Annotated in this window: 15 protein-coding genes; 9 read left to right on the forward strand and 6 right to left on the reverse strand. The window is 40.4% G+C overall.

Annotation, left to right across the window (positions count from 1 at the left end; genetic code table 11):
• Positions 1-22 precede the first annotated feature (22 nt).
• From E3E24_RS00935 to glmM, 6 genes are all read left to right on the forward strand, one after another.
• Positions 23-916 carry a carbohydrate ABC transporter permease gene (locus E3E24_RS00935; RefSeq protein ID WP_167886230.1) on the forward strand — a complete coding sequence of 298 codons (894 nt, stop codon included), beginning with the start codon at positions 23-25 and terminating at the stop codon, positions 914-916.
• On the forward strand, positions 913-2,172 hold the full coding sequence (locus tag E3E24_RS00940) for an ABC transporter permease subunit (RefSeq protein ID WP_167886231.1): 1,260 nt from the start codon (positions 913-915) through the stop codon (positions 2,170-2,172). The genes E3E24_RS00935 and E3E24_RS00940 overlap by 4 nt, the downstream gene beginning before the upstream one ends.
• Before the next feature lie 10 nt (positions 2,173-2,182).
• Positions 2,183-5,515: a glucodextranase DOMON-like domain-containing protein gene (locus tag E3E24_RS00945; protein ID WP_167886232.1), complete on the forward strand. Its 3,333-nt coding sequence runs from the start codon at positions 2,183-2,185 to the stop codon at positions 5,513-5,515.
• 102 nt (positions 5,516-5,617) lie between these two features.
• Positions 5,618-6,745 (forward strand): ABC transporter ATP-binding protein, encoded by a 1,128-nt coding sequence (locus E3E24_RS00950; protein ID WP_167886233.1) that lies wholly within the window; start codon positions 5,618-5,620, stop codon positions 6,743-6,745.
• Positions 6,746-6,778: 33 nt separating this feature from the next.
• On the forward strand, positions 6,779-7,186 hold the full coding sequence (locus tag E3E24_RS00955) for a UPF0146 family protein (RefSeq protein WP_167886234.1): 408 nt from the start codon (positions 6,779-6,781) through the stop codon (positions 7,184-7,186).
• 30 nt (positions 7,187-7,216) lie between these two features.
• On the forward strand, positions 7,217-8,575 hold the full coding sequence (gene glmM, locus E3E24_RS00960) for a phosphoglucosamine mutase (protein WP_167886235.1): 1,359 nt from the start codon (positions 7,217-7,219) through the stop codon (positions 8,573-8,575).
• Here glmM and E3E24_RS00965 read toward each other — a convergent pair.
• Positions 8,562-9,374, reverse strand: a complete 813-nt coding sequence (locus E3E24_RS00965) for an MBL fold metallo-hydrolase (RefSeq protein WP_167886236.1) — start codon at positions 9,372-9,374, stop codon at positions 8,562-8,564. The genes glmM and E3E24_RS00965 overlap by 14 nt on opposite strands.
• A 105-nt stretch (positions 9,375-9,479) precedes the next feature.
• On the opposite strand from E3E24_RS00965, the gene E3E24_RS00970 reads away from it, so the two are divergent.
• The gene (locus tag E3E24_RS00970) at positions 9,480-10,760 is read left to right on the forward strand and encodes a M20 family metallo-hydrolase (RefSeq protein ID WP_206204973.1); all 1,281 of its coding nucleotides are present in this window, start codon (positions 9,480-9,482) and stop codon (positions 10,758-10,760) included.
• Between the two features lie 17 nt (positions 10,761-10,777).
• Here the strand turns inward: E3E24_RS00970 and E3E24_RS00975 are convergent, their stop codons facing one another.
• On the reverse strand, positions 10,778-10,960 hold the full coding sequence (locus E3E24_RS00975; RefSeq protein ID WP_167886238.1) for a hypothetical protein: 183 nt from the start codon (positions 10,958-10,960) through the stop codon (positions 10,778-10,780).
• Positions 10,961-11,130: 170 nt separating this feature from the next.
• Here E3E24_RS00975 and E3E24_RS00980 point away from each other — a divergent pair, with 170 nt between their 5' ends.
• Positions 11,131-11,856, forward strand: coding sequence for an RlmF-related methyltransferase (locus E3E24_RS00980; protein ID WP_167886239.1), 726 nt, complete (start codon positions 11,131-11,133; stop codon positions 11,854-11,856).
• A 174-nt stretch (positions 11,857-12,030) separates the two neighbouring features.
• On the opposite strand, the gene E3E24_RS00985 is transcribed toward E3E24_RS00980, so the two are convergent.
• Positions 12,031-13,221, reverse strand: coding sequence for a class I SAM-dependent rRNA methyltransferase (locus E3E24_RS00985; RefSeq protein WP_167886240.1), 1,191 nt, complete (start codon positions 13,219-13,221; stop codon positions 12,031-12,033).
• A 72-nt stretch (positions 13,222-13,293) separates the two neighbouring features.
• On the opposite strand from E3E24_RS00985, the gene E3E24_RS00990 reads away from it, so the two are divergent.
• Positions 13,294-13,602 (forward strand): DUF5748 family protein, encoded by a 309-nt coding sequence (locus tag E3E24_RS00990; RefSeq protein WP_167886241.1) that lies wholly within the window; start codon positions 13,294-13,296, stop codon positions 13,600-13,602.
• Positions 13,603-13,613: 11 nt separating this feature from the next.
• Here the strand turns inward: E3E24_RS00990 and E3E24_RS00995 are convergent, their stop codons facing one another.
• From E3E24_RS00995 to E3E24_RS01005, 3 genes are all read right to left on the reverse strand, one after another.
• Complete coding sequence (locus E3E24_RS00995; RefSeq protein ID WP_167886242.1) at positions 13,614-14,765, reverse strand: tripartite tricarboxylate transporter permease; 1,152 nt, start codon at positions 14,763-14,765, stop codon at positions 13,614-13,616.
• Complete coding sequence (locus tag E3E24_RS01000; RefSeq protein WP_167886243.1) at positions 14,735-15,940, reverse strand: hypothetical protein; 1,206 nt, start codon at positions 15,938-15,940, stop codon at positions 14,735-14,737. The genes E3E24_RS00995 and E3E24_RS01000 overlap by 31 nt, the downstream gene beginning before the upstream one ends.
• 112 nt (positions 15,941-16,052) lie before the next feature.
• Positions 16,053-16,817 carry an RAD55 family ATPase gene (locus E3E24_RS01005; protein ID WP_167886244.1) on the reverse strand — a complete coding sequence of 255 codons (765 nt, stop codon included), beginning with the start codon at positions 16,815-16,817 and terminating at the stop codon, positions 16,053-16,055.
• Positions 16,818-16,845: the final 28 nt, after the last annotated feature.

The raw sequence follows: 16,845 nt of genomic DNA on the forward strand, positions 1-16,845 counted from the left end.
TGATTTTCAAGAGGTGAAAGAGATGAAAAAGACAACATTGGTTGCGCTGTTTCTAATTCTCCCGGGAATAGCTGCATTTTTAACTTTCAACCTATGGCCGATAGTTTATTCAATCTACATAGCGTTCACAAATGCACAGCTTGGAAACTTCCCTATTGAATCAACAAAGCAGTTGCAGTTTGTTGGTCTCGAGAACTTTAAATGGGCATTGAGCGATGAAAAATTTAGGAGAGCTTTTTTATGGACTTGGTTCTTTGTGCTGACAAGCGTGACTTTAAAGGTCTTTTCTGGAATATTCCTAAGCATTTTGTACAACAACAAATATGTTAAGGGGAAGCTTCTGTATAGGTCTCTCCTCATAATTCCTTGGGCATTACCTTTGCTGTTTTCGATCACAGTTTGGAGATTCATGTTTGACCCCGTTTTTGGCCCAATAAATATTGTCCTCAAATCACTTGGAGTTTCAACTCCGCCGAACTGGATTAATGATCCTCTTTGGGGATTTATTGCTCTTAACGTAATCGAAGTGTGGTTGGCTTATCCTTTTATGATGACTGTAATCACAGCAGCACTGCAATCAGTTCCAGACACTCTAATTGAAGCCGCAATAATTGATGGAGCAACATACTGGCAACGTTTGAGGCACATTGTAATCCCGATAGTTAGCAAGCCCATAGCCTTTGCCACAATTCTGACATCAGCAGCAAGCTTCCAGTACTTTATGGTGCCCTATCTGTACAACGCTGGACTATTCGAGGACAAGTTCATCTTGCTGTACGGTTTCAGGAGAGCATTTGGAGCATCACCGCATTATGGGAGGGCAGCGGCGATAATGGTGATTGCAACCCTTGTCTTAGCAGTTTACATGTACATCAACGTCAAGATAACAAAGCTTCAGGAGGGTGCCAAAGGATGAGAATTGAGCTGCCAAAGAGAAAAGGTGAGATTGTTAAAGCATTTGTCGTTACTCTCTTGGCAATCTTCATAATGTTCATTATCCTCTTCCCAGTTTACTACATCTTCACAGTCTCTATTAAGCCAGTCTCAACTTTAGCAACAACAGAACTGACCTTAATTCCGAGGAACATAACTGCCGAGGCTTATAAAGAGGTCTTATTTGGATTTGAAGGTAGCAAAATATCAGCAAACTTTACTGGAAGCATTGAAGGATTAGGGAGACTTGATGGGGATACATTGTATGTAACAAATGGAAAAATAACTGGAGTTGTAAAAGCAGGGCCATTTACAGCGTTGAGGTTCGAGATCCCATTTAAAGAAGTGAGGTTCAAAGTTGATCAAAGCGGCTCCAAAGAAGGTCAGTTTACTGGAGAAATATCTGGAGCTTTCAGATTAACTAGAATTAACAAAGATAATACGATTGGTTTTGCAGTTGTGAAGGATGTTAAGCTGAAAAAAGGAGAACTTGACGGAATTACAATGAGCGGAGCAATGGAGAAGTATATAGTTGCAAGGAACATCGGAAGCGTAGAAGTTACAGCAGTTGGAAAGTTCGTGAACTCAGTATTTTTCGCTCATCTTAAGAACAGCCTCTTTATAGCGGGATTAACAGTAATATTGACGTTGTTCTTTGTGATTCCAGCAGCATATGCATTCTCAAGATTGAGGTTCTTTGGGAGAGAGCACATCTTGTATTTCTATCTGATGTTCACCCAAGTTGCAGGTGGTCTTGGAATAGCTGGATTAATAGCACTATACGGTATGATTGTCAAGCTTGGATTGTATGATAAACTGCCGGTGTTATCTCTCATTTATGCAGCAGGAAGCGTTCCTTTCAATACTTGGCTTCTTAAAGGCTACATAGACTCAATTTCACCCGACTTTGACGAGGCAGCGCTAGTCGATGGAGCAGGCTACTTACAAATCATCAGATATGTCTTGCTGCCAATGGCTCTCCCAGGAATAGCAACCGTTGCAATATTCGCCTTCATCGGGGGATGGACAGAGTTCATTCTCGCGAACTTGCTGCTTACAGAGGTTAATCAGCCCTTATCAGTCTGGATATACCTCCTCATGGGAGGAATAGGAAGAGGAATCGACTGGAACTATTTTGCAGCAGCAGCATTGCTGTTCGCTCTACCGGTGTTTATAATGTTTATGCTCGCTCAAAACTACGTTAGGAGCGGTTTAACAGTTGGAGGATTAAAAGAATGAGGTGAATTAAATGAGAAAGTTGCTTTCCCTGTTTGCAATTTTTTTAGTTCTCTTCAGCACTTTAGCAGTTCCAGCAAAGGCTGAGGAACCAAAGCCCTTGAATGTCATAATTGTATGGCATCAGCACCAGCCATATTACTATGACCCGATACAAGATGTGTATACAAGACCATGGGTTAGACTTCACGCGGCAAACGACTACTGGAAGATGGCATATTATTTAAGCCAATATCCCGAAGTCCATGCAACAATTGATTTATCTGGTTCTCTGATTGCTCAGTTGGCCGATTACATGAACGGCAAAAAGGATATGCACCAGATAATTACTGAAAAAATAGCAAATGGAGAGCCCCTGACAGTTGACGACAAGTGGTTCATGCTCCAAGCTCCAGGTGGATTCTTTGACCACACAATTCCATGGAACGGAGAACCAGTTACAGACAAGAATGGAAACCCAACAAGAAGCTTCTGGAAGCGCTATACCGAGCTTAAAGACAAGAGAAACAAGGCATTCGCCATGTATGGGGGCTTGCCGTTAGAGGAGCAGAAGAAAAAGATCACTGCCGAATTTACAGAGCAAGACTACATTGACTTGGCAGTTCTCTTCAACTTAGCTTGGATTGACTACAACTACATAATGATGCACGATGACCTAAAAGCAATCTATGAAAAGAGAAACACTGGCGGATATACAAGAGATGACGTCAAGACAGTTCTGCAGCACCAGATGTGGCTTCTCAACCACACATTTGAGGAGCACGAAAAGATAAACCTCCTCTTAGGTAATGGAAATGTTGAAGTTACAGTAGTTCCATACGCTCACCCAATTGGTCCAATTCTGAATGATTTTGGATGGGAAAGCGACTTCGATGCTCACGTCAAGAAAGCTAATGAGTTGTATAAGAAATACCTAGGTGGAGGAAAAGTTGAGCCAAAAGGTGGATGGGCAGCTGAGAGTGCTTTAAATGACAAAACACTCGAAATTTTAGCAGAAAATGGCTGGCAGTGGGTCATGACAGACCAGCTCGTCCTTGAAAGGATGGGAATTCCATACAGCATTGAGAACTACTATAAGCCCTGGGTTGCTGAATTTAATGGGAAGAAGATTTATCTCTTCCCAAGAAATCACGATTTAAGCGACAGAGTTGGTTTCAGGTACAGCGGAATGAACCAGTATGATGCTGTTGAAGACTTTGTCAATGAACTCTTGAAGATCCAGAAACAGAACTATGATGGAAGCTTGGTTTATGTCATAACACTTGACGGAGAAAATCCATGGGAGCACTATCCATATGATGGAAAGACCTTCCTTGAGCAACTTTACAAGAGACTTACTGAGCTCCAAGAGCAGGGACTGATTAGAACATTGACACCAAGCGAATACATACAGCTCTATGGAGATAAAGCAAACAAGCTCACTCCAAAGGAGTTTAAACGCTTAGATTTGTCAACAGAGGACAAAGTGAAGAAGCTCCTTGAGGCAAAGAGTTTGAACGAGCTCTATGACATGGTGGGTGTTGAGGAACCACAGCAGTGGATTGAGTCAAGCTGGGTTGACGGAACACTTTCAACATGGATAGGCGAACCACAGGAGAATATCGGCTGGTACTGGCTCTATTTAGCAAGAAAAGCCCTATTTGAGAATAAGAACAAAATGTCTCAAGAGGAGTGGAACAAAGCTTATGAGTACTTGCTGAGAGCTGAAGCGAGCGACTGGTTCTGGTGGTATGGAAGCGACCAGTTTGTGAGCGGTGAAGAAACATTTGACAGATACCTGAAGATTTATCTCTACGAAATGTATAAATTCGCAAAAATCGAACCCCCAAGCTACCTCTACGGAAACTACTTCCCAGATGGACAACCATACAGAGTTAGGGCCATAGAGGGACTTGGAGAAGGAGAGAAGAAGAGCTACACAAGCCAATCAACAACGGCTGGAGGAGTTGAGATTTATTTCGATGGCGAAGGAATGCACTTCGTAATAAAGAACGCCCCAGAGCAGTTTGAAATCAGTATTTATGAGAAGGGTAAAATATTTGGAAACACATTCACATTGCTCCAGGAGAAGCCAAAGGAGTTTAGATATGAGTTGTTCCCATACAACAAGGACAGCATTGGAATCATGATTACCAAGCACGTTGTGTATAAAGATGGAAAGGCTGAGATTTATGAAGCTAAGGACTACGAAACGAGTGAAAAGATTGGGGAAGCTACTGTAAAAGTCGAGAACGGCAATGTTGAGATAATTGTACCATTCGATTACATAGAGAGCCCAGAAGACTTCTACTTTGCAGTATCAACTGTAAAGGACGGAGAGCTTGAGACGATAACACTTCCAATCGAGCTGAAGCTCCCAATGGAAGTTAAGGGAGTTCCAATCATTGACATGGTTGATGTTGAAGGAGATGACCATGGACCAGGAACTTACACATATGCGACAAATAAAGTATTCGTTCCGCATCACTTAGACTTGCTCAGATTCAGAGTGCTTGAACAAACAGATGCATATGTTATGGAGTTCTACTTTAAGGAGCTTGGAGATAATCCATGGAACGGTCCAAACGGTTTCAGCTTACAAATCATTGAAGTTTACTTCGACTTCAAAGAGGGCGGAAACACATCAGCAATCAAAATGTTCCCAGACGGACCAGGAAGCAACGTACAGCTTGATCCAGAACATCCTTGGGACGTTGCCTTCAGAATAGCTGGATGGGATTATGGGAACTTAATTGTCCTCCCAGACGGAACTGCAATCCAAGGAGAGCTTCAAATTTCAGCTGACCCAATTAAGAACGCAATAATCGTGAGAGTGCCCAAGAAATATATACAAATCAACGAGGATTATGGACTTTACGGTGCTGTGTTGGTTGGTTCTCAAGATGGATATGGTCCAGACAAGTGGAGACCAGTTGCTGTTCAAGCTGAGGAGTGGAAAGGCGGTGGGGCAGAGCCAGATGCAGTAATAAACAACGTTGCACCAAGAGTTTACGATTTACTCGTCCCACCAGGATACAAGCCGACACAAGAAGAAATGCTCAGCAGCTATGACGCAAAAGCTGGAAAGAGGGCTGTTGTTCTCATGATTCCAATAGTAAAGGGTGCAAAAGCAGAAGAAAAACCAACTCCAACTGAGACAGAAACCACTACCACAGAAATGACCACAACAACACAAACCACAACTACAAAGGAAACAAGCACAACCACAACAACAAGCACTCCAAGCGAAACTACAACAACTCCATCAAGTCCGAGCGAAACTTCACCAACTGAGAGCGGAATCTGCGGACCAGCCTTAATTATCGGACTCGCACTAGCACCACTGCTACTAAGGAAAAGAAAATGATCTCCTCCTCTCCTTATATTTTTAGGGCGTGTACATCAAAACTTATTTATAGTATGGAATTGTCATGTTTACTAAAAGTAAACGCAAACTGAGGTGGACTTGATGGCAGAGGTTAAGCTGATAAACGTGTGGAAAAAGTTTGGTGATGTCGTTGCAGTTCAAGATATGAACCTCCACATAAAAGATGGGGAGTTCATGATCCTCTTAGGTCCCAGCGGTTGTGGAAAAACAACAACACTCAGAATGATTGCAGGATTGGAGGAGCCAACAAAGGGCCAGATATATGTAGGAGACAAGCTGGTAGCTGATCCGGAAAAAGGTGTCTTTGTACCTCCAAAAGATAGGGATATTGCAATGGTCTTTCAGAGCTATGCCCTATATCCACACATGACAGTTTACGATAACATAGCTTTCCCTCTCAAGCTCAGAAAGGTTCCAAAACAAGAGATAGACAGAAGAGTGAGAGAAGTTGCAGAAATGCTCGGCTTAACCGAGCTGTTAAAGAGAAAGCCGAGAGAGCTTTCTGGTGGCCAGAGGCAGAGAGTTGCCTTGGGAAGAGCCATCGTGAGAAAACCACAAGTCTTCCTCATGGATGAGCCCCTCTCAAATCTTGACGCAAAGCTTAGAGTAAAAATGCGTGCTGAACTGAAAAAGCTGCAGAGGCAACTGGGCGTTACAACAATCTATGTTACCCACGATCAGGTTGAAGCAATGACAATGGGGGATAGAATTGCTGTTATAAATCAGGGAGTTTTACAGCAGGTTGGAACGCCAGACGAAGTTTACAACAAGCCAGCAAACGTTTTCGTTGGTGGTTTTATTGGCTCACCAGCAATGAACTTCCTCGATGCCTCAATTGTTGAAGATGAAAGAGGAGTTTGGGTTGACTTTGGCGAGTTCAGGCTTAAGCTTCTCGAAGACCAAGCAGAAGTGCTAAGAGAGTTCAACTATATTGGCAAGGAAGTGATTTTCGGTATAAGGCCAGAAGACATCTATGATGCAATGTTTGCGCAAGTTAAAATCCCAGGAGAGAACATGATTAGAGCTGTTGTAGATATAGTAGAAAACCTAGGTAGTGAAAGGATTGTTCACTTAAGAGTGGGAGATCTGATTTTTGTCGGTTCATTCCGTGCTGAATCGATGGTAAAAGAAGGCCAGGAAGTCGACGTAGTCTTTGACATGAGGAAGGTGCACATCTTTGATAAGAAAACTAAGAAAGCAATTTTCTAAAGATTTTTAAAGCTTCTTTTCTTTCTCCCTATCATGTATGAGAAGCTTGCAGAATATCTCGCACAAAAATTTAAGAAAGGGAAAATCATCGAAATCGGAGTTGGCTTTAATTTTAAAGCCGCATTAAAGTTAAAAGAGTTTGGGTTTGACGTTCTCGTTGTGGACTGGAATCCAAAAGCTGTTGAAAGAGCAAAAGAGTTGAAATTAAATGCCGTTATTGATGACATTTTTAACCCCCAGCTTGAAATTTATAATGGCGCAAGTGCAATTTATTCTATTCGACCGACACCGGAGATGATGCCATATCTCTTAAAGATTGCTCAAATCATTAAAACTCCCCTCTACATAGTTCCCTTCTCAACAGATGCCGTGCCAAAAGGTATGAAGCTCGAAAATTATAAGGGATTAGCAATTTACAAGTTGGAGGCTAAAGATATATAAAGCAAAGCCATACATTAACTTGGTGGTGTTATGAAGCTTTTTGGAACAGCCGGAATTAGAGGTCCTATTGATTCTAAGGTAACCCCAGAACTGGCATTAAATGTTGGAAAAGCCTTAGGAACGTACATTAATTCTGGAAAGGTCACAGTTGCAAGGGATGCTAGGACTTCAAGCATAATGCTGGAAGCTGCCCTCATAAGCGGATTATTAAGTACGGGAAGCGATGTCATAGAGCTCGGCTTAATCCCAACCCCAATGCTTGCATGGGCAACTAACAAGCTGAGCGATGCAGGAGTTATGATAACTGCCTCACACAATCCACCAACAGACAACGGAATCAAAGTGTTTAATGAGAATGGCATTGAATTTTATCTTGAGCAAGAGGAAGAGCTCGAAAAGATAATCTTCTCTCAAAGCTATAAAAAGGCAAATTGGGACGAAATCGGGAAAGTTGAGAGACGTGACTTAAAGAATGAGTACATCAATGCAGTCTTAGACTTCGTAAATCATGAAACAAGTCTCAGGATTTTATACGATGGAGCAAATGGTGCCGGCAGTGTAATAGCACCATATCTCCTCAGAGAACTTGGTGCAAAAGTAATTTCAACTAATGCCCATTTAGATGGACACTTTCCAGGCAGGAAACCAGAACCAAGATATGAAAATATAGCATATCTCGGAGATCTTGTTAGAGAACTCGGGGTAGATTTAGCAATAGCCCAAGATGGCGACGCTGATAGATTAGCTGTTTTTGATGAAAAGGGCAACTACATTCCAGAGGATACACTAATTGCTCTCTTTGCAAAGCTTTATGTCGAGGAAAACAACGGAGGGATTGTTGTTACCTCAATAAATACAAGCTTCAGAATTGACAAAGTTGTTCAAGATGCAGGTGGAAAAGTTTATCGTGTTCCATTAGGCCAGCTCCACGATGGCATAAAGAAGTATCATGCAATTTTTGCCGCTGAGCCTTGGAAGTTCATTCATCCAAAATTTGGAATGTGGATTGACAGTTTTGTAACAATGGGGCTTTTAATTAAGCTCATTGATGAAGAAGGAAAGCCGCTATCAGAAATCATCAAGGAGATACCTCAATATCCCCTCATAAAGAAGAACGTCAAATGCCCGGATGACCTGAAGCCGAAAGTTATGGAAATTGCAAAAAACGAGCTTGAGAGAAAGCTAAAGGATGAAATTAAAGAAGTTCTCACAATTTCTGGAATAAGGCTCAACCTCAACGACGGCTCATGGGTCCTAGTGAGACCTTCAGGAACAGAGCCGAAAATCAGAGTTGTTGTGGAGGGACAAACAGAAAAGAGAATGAAAGAACTCTTTGATCTAGCCTACAGTGTGGTTTCAAAAGCCGTCGAAAGCCTTAAATCCACCTAGCTGGTCTCAGCGTTTTTAATCTTATTTCTTTTCCAATAGTAACTCTGAAACCCTCCTTTGCCACTAAAGTTTTCACTCCAGTGACATTTTCAATGAACTTTGCCTCCTTGTATGGGTTTGCAAAGTGCATCTTCATGCCTATGTGGTTCATAATTAGCAATTCGGGCTTTTCTTTCATTCCCTTCAGCATATAAACTACATCCTCAGTGCACAAATGGTATGGGATTCTCATATCCTTTGGTCGAGTTATCGCTGCTATCATGACTCTCGCTCCTTCATGCCATTCTTTCAGCTCATCAAAATACTGGGTATCTGGAATGTAAGAAATGTCTCCAAACTTCGTTTTTAGCTTAAAGCCTATTGTGGTTGAGTCTGAGTGAATTGTTGGAGTTATTACCATCTCCTCATCTCCAAGAATGAACTTATCTCCAGGATTCGGAGTGTGTATTTCCTCTAAAGAATCGAGATGATACTTTGAAACTGCAGGTGTGTGATTCTCATCTCCATGGACAACGCTTTTAGAAGCTATTAAAATCCCCCTCTTTTTTGTTACACCCATCGTCATGCCTTCAATCATTACTTCCACATCGTTGCAGTGGTCAGTATGTCTGTGGGATACAAAGAGAACATCAATTCGCCTTGGGTCGATTTTGTAACGCCAAGCCCTCACAAGCGCTCCCGGTCCGGGATCAACATAAATTTTCTTACTCGCTTTTATAAAGAACCCACCAGTGGAACGAGTCTGCGTTATTGTTATGAATCTGCCTCCACCGCTACCCAGAAATGTTATCTCTATCATCTATTCCCCTCCTCTTACTTTTTCAGTATGTTAAATGTTTGCATCAGATGGTATATAAGACATTTGGCTAACCGAATATTACTCGTTAATCAAAAAGCGTTTAATATGCTCCAACCAAGATATTGCAGGGGTGGTATCGTGGAAGAGCTAATTAAAAAAGTTTCTGAGGAAGTTGAAAAGCTTAGAGATGAGATGGTTCAGACGTTGGTTGAGCTTATCAAAATTCCAGCAATAAGCCCTGATTACGGATATGAAGGAGAATACGACAAGGCGGAAAAGCTTTTAGAAATCATAAGGGACTGGGGCTTTGATAAGATTGAACGCTATGATGTCCCAGATGAAAGAGCTAAAAACGGTGTGAGACCGAACATTTTGGCCTATTACTATGGAGAAAAAGGAGAAGAAAGCCCCCGCTTGTGGATTCTAACTCACCTAGATGTAGTTCCCCCAGGAGACTTAAGCAAATGGATTGTAACAGAACCTTTTAAGCCAGTTGTTAAAGATGGAAAGGTTTATGGAAGAGGCAGTGAGGACAATGGGCAGAGCTTGGTTGCATCCCTATATGCTGTGAAAGCTCTTATGAATCTCGGCATAAGGCCAAAGAGGACAATAATCCTAGCATTTGTGAGTGATGAGGAAACAGGAAGTGAATACGGAATAAAATGGCTCATGGAGAACCACCCAGAGCTTTTCAGAAAAGATGATCTTGTATTAGTTCCAGACGGCGGAAACGAAGAGGGAACATTTATTGAAATAGCAGAAAAGAGTATACTCTGGATGAAGATTAAGTTCAAAGGGAAGCAAGTCCACGCAAGCATGCCAGATAGAGGTTTAAATGCTCACCGTGTTGCTTTAGAATATGGATACAAGCTCGACAAACTTCTCCATGAGAAATATGATGCAAAGGATGAAATTTTTGGCCCACCTGAGAGCACCTTTGAACCAACAATGGGTGGAAATCCTTCTGATGCTCCAAACATAGCTCCAGGAGAGCATGAGATAGTATTTGATTGTAGGGTTTTACCAAAATACAAACTTGACGATATTCTAAACGATGCAAAAGAACTCGCAAAAGAAATGGAAGAAAAGTACAGAGGGGCAAAAATTGAGATTGAAGTGATGCAGAGGGTTGATGCTCCAGAACCAACTCCAAAAGACAGTGAAATAGTAAAACTCCTTCAGAATGCAATTAAGATTTTGAGAAACAAAGAAGCTAAAGTTGGAGGAATTGGCGGAGGAACTTTTGCAGCTTACTTCAGAATGCTTGGAATTCTAGCAGTTGTGTGGTGCACATGCGATGAAACAGCTCACCAGCCAAACGAGTATGCGAGAATAGACAACATGGTGGAGGATGCAAAAGTTATGGCGATTTTAGCCCTTTTGTGATTCTATCCCTTTTGAATTTATTTCACCAATCGAGAAGCAGTGCAAACAGTGATAACAAGCCCAAAATCCAAAATAATCCTATCTGCATATGGACAAGTCAAGCACTTGATATCATCCACTGGAATGCCGCCGTAGTAGTGCTCAAACATTTCAATAACGTCTTCACTTAGATGGTCAATGACTTTTCCACAAGGAATCACTAATCGCGGATTGTATACATTTTGTGTTTTGTCTCCTCCATATAACTCACCTTTTGTTATATTATCTCAATCGTTTATAACTATTTTTATATGTTTTGCAAACTCTCATAAATAGTAGGCAAAATCCGAAGATCCCAAAATTTTTATGCAAACTCATAAAATAAGGAAGCATGAGAATGATAGGGTTAAAAATAGCGGATGCTCTGAAAGTTTTCCCCGAACTTCAAAAATACATAAAAAACGGCAAGCTAGACTTCAGTAATAGAGAAGCCCGGATTCTATACAATAAGGCTGTTGCAAAAGCTGCTTTTGACATTGAGGTGGAGTATCATCCAAAAGGTCTAATAACACCCCCAATTTCACGATACATTTTTCTAAAGACATTTTTGCGAGGTGGAGAAAAAGTCCTCGAAATTGGGACAGGCCATTCTGCATTGATGGCGATCATGGCAGCTAAGTTGCTTAACTGCGAAGTTTGGGCTACGGAGATTAATAAAGAATTTTTTGAGTGTGCAAAGAGGAATACTGAACGTAATAAAGTTCAAATTAAGCTCATAAAAAGCAAAGGAGAGATCATAAAAGGCTTAATTCCAGAGGAAGAAAAATTCGATGTTATATTCTCAGCTCCTCCTTACTATGAGAAGCCCACAAAGGGGGTTTTAACTCCTATCGAAGCTGTAGGCGGAGGCAAATATGGAGAGGAGTTTTCACTCAAGCTCTTGAAAGAAGCAAAAGACTACTTAAAACCTAGAGGAAAAGTTGCTCTATTTTTGCCTGACAAAGCTCCTCTGCTTAATGTTATAACCAAAGAAGCAGAAAAAATGGGATACAATGTTAAAGACATAAAATTTAAAGCGGGAACAAGAGTCAGACACTCTTTAATTTTCACTCTATAGCGTCAGACCGTGGGCGTATCTTCATTGCAGTGCTCAGAGGAGGTGCTTTCTCTTCATTCGCTAAAGAAAATATGGCCCCTCCAATTTATAAGGTTAAGCCTCTGCATAAAGCATCACTATCAAATAAGAGATCAGTAAACGTCCAATGAAATGCAGAAAGAGAAAAACAAATCATCACTTCATGTCCTCAACATATAGGAACAGACATTTGAGATATTCAGTATCCTTTGAAGCCATCAGTATTGGATGATCTGGAGCTTGTGTTCTATAGGGCTCAAGCATCTTAAGGAATTTGCCTGCCTTTGCTGCAGCTGCGATAATCATGTCTTTAAATGCCTGCAAATCAACGTGCTGAGAGCATGAGCAAGTTACTAATATCCCTCCATCTTTTACAAGCTTAAGCCCCTGATAGTTCACGTTGAAATAAGCCCTTAATCCCCTCTTTAAGTCCTTCTCATGCTGGACAAATGCAGGAGGGTCGAGAATTACTATATCAAACTTTTCTCCTTTCTTCTGGAGCTTTTCCATTTCAGGAAATGCTGAACCCACTATAAACTCCATCTTGTCTTCGACACCATTGAGCTTTGCATTCTCTTTTGCCATCTCTATCGCTTTTGGAGATTTATCAATGGCTATTACCTTTTCAGCTCCGGCAACAGCAGCATGAATTGCAAAGCCCCCCGTGTAAGTGAAAACATCAAGGACTTTTTCACCGCCTTTAATGTATTTTTCTAAGGCAATTCTGTTCTCTCTCTGATCGAGGAAAAATCCAGTCTTTTGTCCGCGCATGTCAACTATGAATTTAGCTTTTCCTTCTTCAATTATCGTTCTGTATTTTTCTTTGCCAAGCAATACACGCTCAATCTCTGGCAGTCCTTCCCTTCTCCTTGATCTTCCCGTATTCTTTTCAAAAACAGTTTCTATTTCTGGCTCAACTTCCATTATTGCCTCAGCAACATCGAGCTTGAACTTTTCCATCCCAGCGCTTGAAATCTGAAGAGCAGCTATATCATTGAAGCGGTCAACGATTAATCCTGGCAAATAATCTGCCTCACCATAGACCATCCTGTAAACGTTGCCGTAGCGGAGAACTTTCTTCCTATATTCATTTGCCTTTCTGATTCTCTTTTTGAAGAGTTCTTTGTTAATTTCCACATCTTTCTCTTTTGTTAGCAAACGAACCATTATATTCGAGTTTGGATTTGCAAACCCCTTACCCAAGAACTTTCCTCCACGAGAATACACCTCAACAATATCTCCCGGCTTTATCTCGCCTTCAGTCCTGATGACACCCTTTTTGAAGATAATCATGGCACCTTTTTGAAGTGCTCGTGAAGCCTGAGCATCAACGTAAACTCTCGCCATTTTCATCACCCCATGATAGTTGAAGCGATAGATATTTAACTCTTGAGATGCAAAATATATAGTGGTGGTTCTATGAACTTAGAGGTTATAAAAGAGTTTCTAGAGGATATAGGGGCAGACTATACAGAAATTGAGGGGGAAATACACCTTGCTCCAGAGGTGTTCTATGAGGTTTGGAAGTATGTAGGACAACCTGATTTAAAAACATATGTTATTGAAGACGAAATTGTTGAACTCGGTTCTTATGATCCCCCTAAAATGAAGTACACCACTGCAAAGAAGGTTAAAATCAAAAAGATTTACTTTGAGACTCTTGACAATGTGAAGATAGTAACAGACTATACTGAATTCCAAAAGATTTTGAAGGAAAAATCTGCTTGATTTTTGCTTAATTATTTCCTTACCATTATTTTTATCATCAAAACCCCCATACAGTTTGTTCTCTTTACATTAAGGAGAAGCGGAAGAGATCCTATTAGTGACGCTGTTACCAAAACTAAAATACCAAGGATTCCGTCGAAATAAAAAGACAGTACAACAATAAAGACTATAACAAGAAAGTTTAGGAGCTTATAATTCACCTTAAAAATAAAACTACTGATTACTTCAGCTGTTTTTAACCCGTAGAGATTTATAATTAAAGCTGCAACGATGGTAAGTGATGCCAAAATTAAAACTTCGCGTGAACTCAGCAGATAATACTTCCCTTTAATTAAGACCATTATCCCGTTTCTTGTCCTCCCAGTTAGGTAGAAATTAAAGAGCGAGAAGAAAAAGTTTGAAGTATTTACTGAAAATGCAACAGTTAAAAATGACCTCTCATCATTCGAAAAGAAGCTCCCGATTAATGCAGCTTGAGAAGAAGTAAACGCTGGAAGGAGGGATGCAAACATTCCCAAAACAGTGCCAAGAAAAGAAAATTTCAGTAAAGAGATATGAGACATTTTAATCCTACCATCTCTAATCTCAATGCTGCTCACCTCACTGTGCAGAGAGTACATTATTGTTGGAATCCCAAACAAACCGACAAAGATGTGGAAATAAGGCTCATGAAGAGGCAGGTAATCAATTAGAATTCCCAAAATTCCAGAGAGCAAGATAACAGCTAAAGCAAAAACCTTCCTTATTCCCTTCTCCGTTAAGATCAGAAGGAATGCTAAAAAGAACACAAAAACTCTGCCAAACTCTGGAACATATCTAGGAGCTATGAAAAAATAGATAGGTACAAGGGGAAGGGCAAAAATCACAGCCAAAAGACTCGCTTTTAGAGAGATATTGATCACTTCAATAGCTCTTCCTTCAATGACCAATCTGTGGGCTGGCAAGATATTTAGCGCTGTATCTTCATCGGGAATACCAAGAAATGTCGAAGGTATAGAATCTAGAAATGTGTGTGTTAGTCCCATAATGTAAATCAGAATTACAAATCCATCAGAGTTATTATTTAAGGCATTCAACAGTGATGCCAAAGTGTTGACATGAAGAGCGGGTGTTATTCCAGTTAAAGTTCCAGCTAAGAGCCCAAGCAGGAATTCTCCAAGCATATGTCCTCCCCTGAGAGCAGTTCAAGAGCTGGCTTTTCTCTATAAGTTGTGTAAACCCCAAAAGCTGTAACTGTTTGATTCTCCTTAAACTCAAGGTTTAATGACTTTTTAAGCTTCAGCAAAATCCAGCAATCACCATTTGTAATATTCGCCAATCCAAAACCGTTTTTATAAATTTTAACCCAAGAAACTTTTCCTTCAATTTTGATTATTCCTGCTCGTTCTGGACTGCATATTGAATTTTCAAGCTTTTCCCTTGGGAGCTTAACCGAACAGTTTAGGCACACAAGGGATCTTTCCCTTCTAAGAGCTTCAAATTTTATTATATCTCCAATTCTTGCAGAGAACGAGTATAATTTTAGATCAGTACAATTTAAACCCAAACTTCTACCAGATTTGACGACCTGACAACTTCCGTAGACTATATCACCAACATTCTCTTCTCCGAGTGGTTTTCTCTTAGCTTTCCCAATTAATTTAACGTCATCTGGACTGTTTACATAAAGAGTAAGTGTGGAATAAAGCCGTGCAATTCCTAAGATTTCGACTTTATCTCCAAGATTCAGAGAAAACTTATATGGAAGATAAACCTTAACCTTTTCTTTTCCGTTCCATATCACTGTCGGCGTTCCGTTGTTTATGACCACTCCAACAACTCTATAAGGAAAACCATCCTTTGGTTCTGCCAAAAAATCCCCCACTTCAAAGCTGAGAATGTAAAATGTATTCCCGTAAAGTACGCCCTTAGCATTCACTTCAGCTCCTTTTTGGATGTTTAAGCATTTGTTAAGTTTCACTTTTTGAGGAATGAGAATGTAGCAGTTGTAATCTACCCAATAAACTCCAGATAAATTGGAAATAAGCAGTTCTTCAGCACTTCCATTTGCAATCTCTAGTGGATACAAAGCTCTCCTCTCTTTGTCAGTTAATTTCCCTCTGATAGTGTAAATTCTGCCCTCTGTTAAATTTCTGTAAACCATGACAGTTTCATATCCATTCGTAAGCACACTAAAATCACCTTTAGAGTAGACACAAAGACCAGTAAAAACTACTGTATCTCCCTTTTGAGCACTTTTAAGGCTTGTATACTCATCATGTCCAATAACATACACAGCACCCAGCATAATCAGAGAAGCCAATATTACTACCATGACATATATTTTTTGCTTAACCATGATAGTAAGTAAATATACAACTTTAAAAAGTTTTCTTTTAACAATGGTGTTGACAGTAAGATTGGCAGTAACCGGGAGGTAATTAAACGAGTACAGCAACCATAATAGAAAATCAGAGTTGGAGCTTAATTCCAGATTCCGTTATTTCATAAGGTACCCAAGAAAGAACATGTTTAGTTCTTCTCATCCCATAGACTCTTAGATACCTTCTGAGAGTCATATTTTCTTCTATTAATCTCATTTCAATTATTCCATCAACTATTGCTTTGACCATCATCTCAACATGAGGCTCTTCAATTCCAGAGTTCATTTCTAATATCCACACTTGTTTGTGTCTATGAGCAAACTCTTTTAAATCTTCCAAGAATTTGTATATTTGCTTTTTATCCGTTTCAAAGAATATGGGAGTTAAAGATGATATTACTCCAGTTATCATTGGAGGGTTCTTTTGAGATAAAATCTTTAGGGTTATATCTTTTATAGCATCAATAAGCTGGGTTGTGTCCGTGATATCAGTAACGACAGCTTCATCGAAAGTGAACCTAGGGGTGCCTCTCAATCTTTGGCTGTAGGCATCAAGCACGAAGAATGTATCCTCAAGATATGGCATAAAATCCCATCCAAAACTAAGAGCATTACTTACAAATTCATATTTTGAGATATCAACGAGTATACCAATTGTAGGATACCCCATAGCTAGCTGCGTGTGAATAAACTGGCTGATAAAAGTTGTTTTTCCAGATTTTGGATCACCAATAAGCAGAATAACGCTCCCTTTGGGGATGCCCCCCATTATGAGATCATCTATTATCCCTGTTGACACTCTTTCCACGTGTTTTTCGACTTCCTCGTATACTTCAAAGAGACTTTGATCCAATGCCAGAACACCCCCAAGCAAAAACTTG

This window comes from Thermococcus sp. LS2 (assembly GCF_012027375.1).
Lineage (GTDB): Archaea > Methanobacteriota_B > Thermococci > Thermococcales > Thermococcaceae > Thermococcus_B.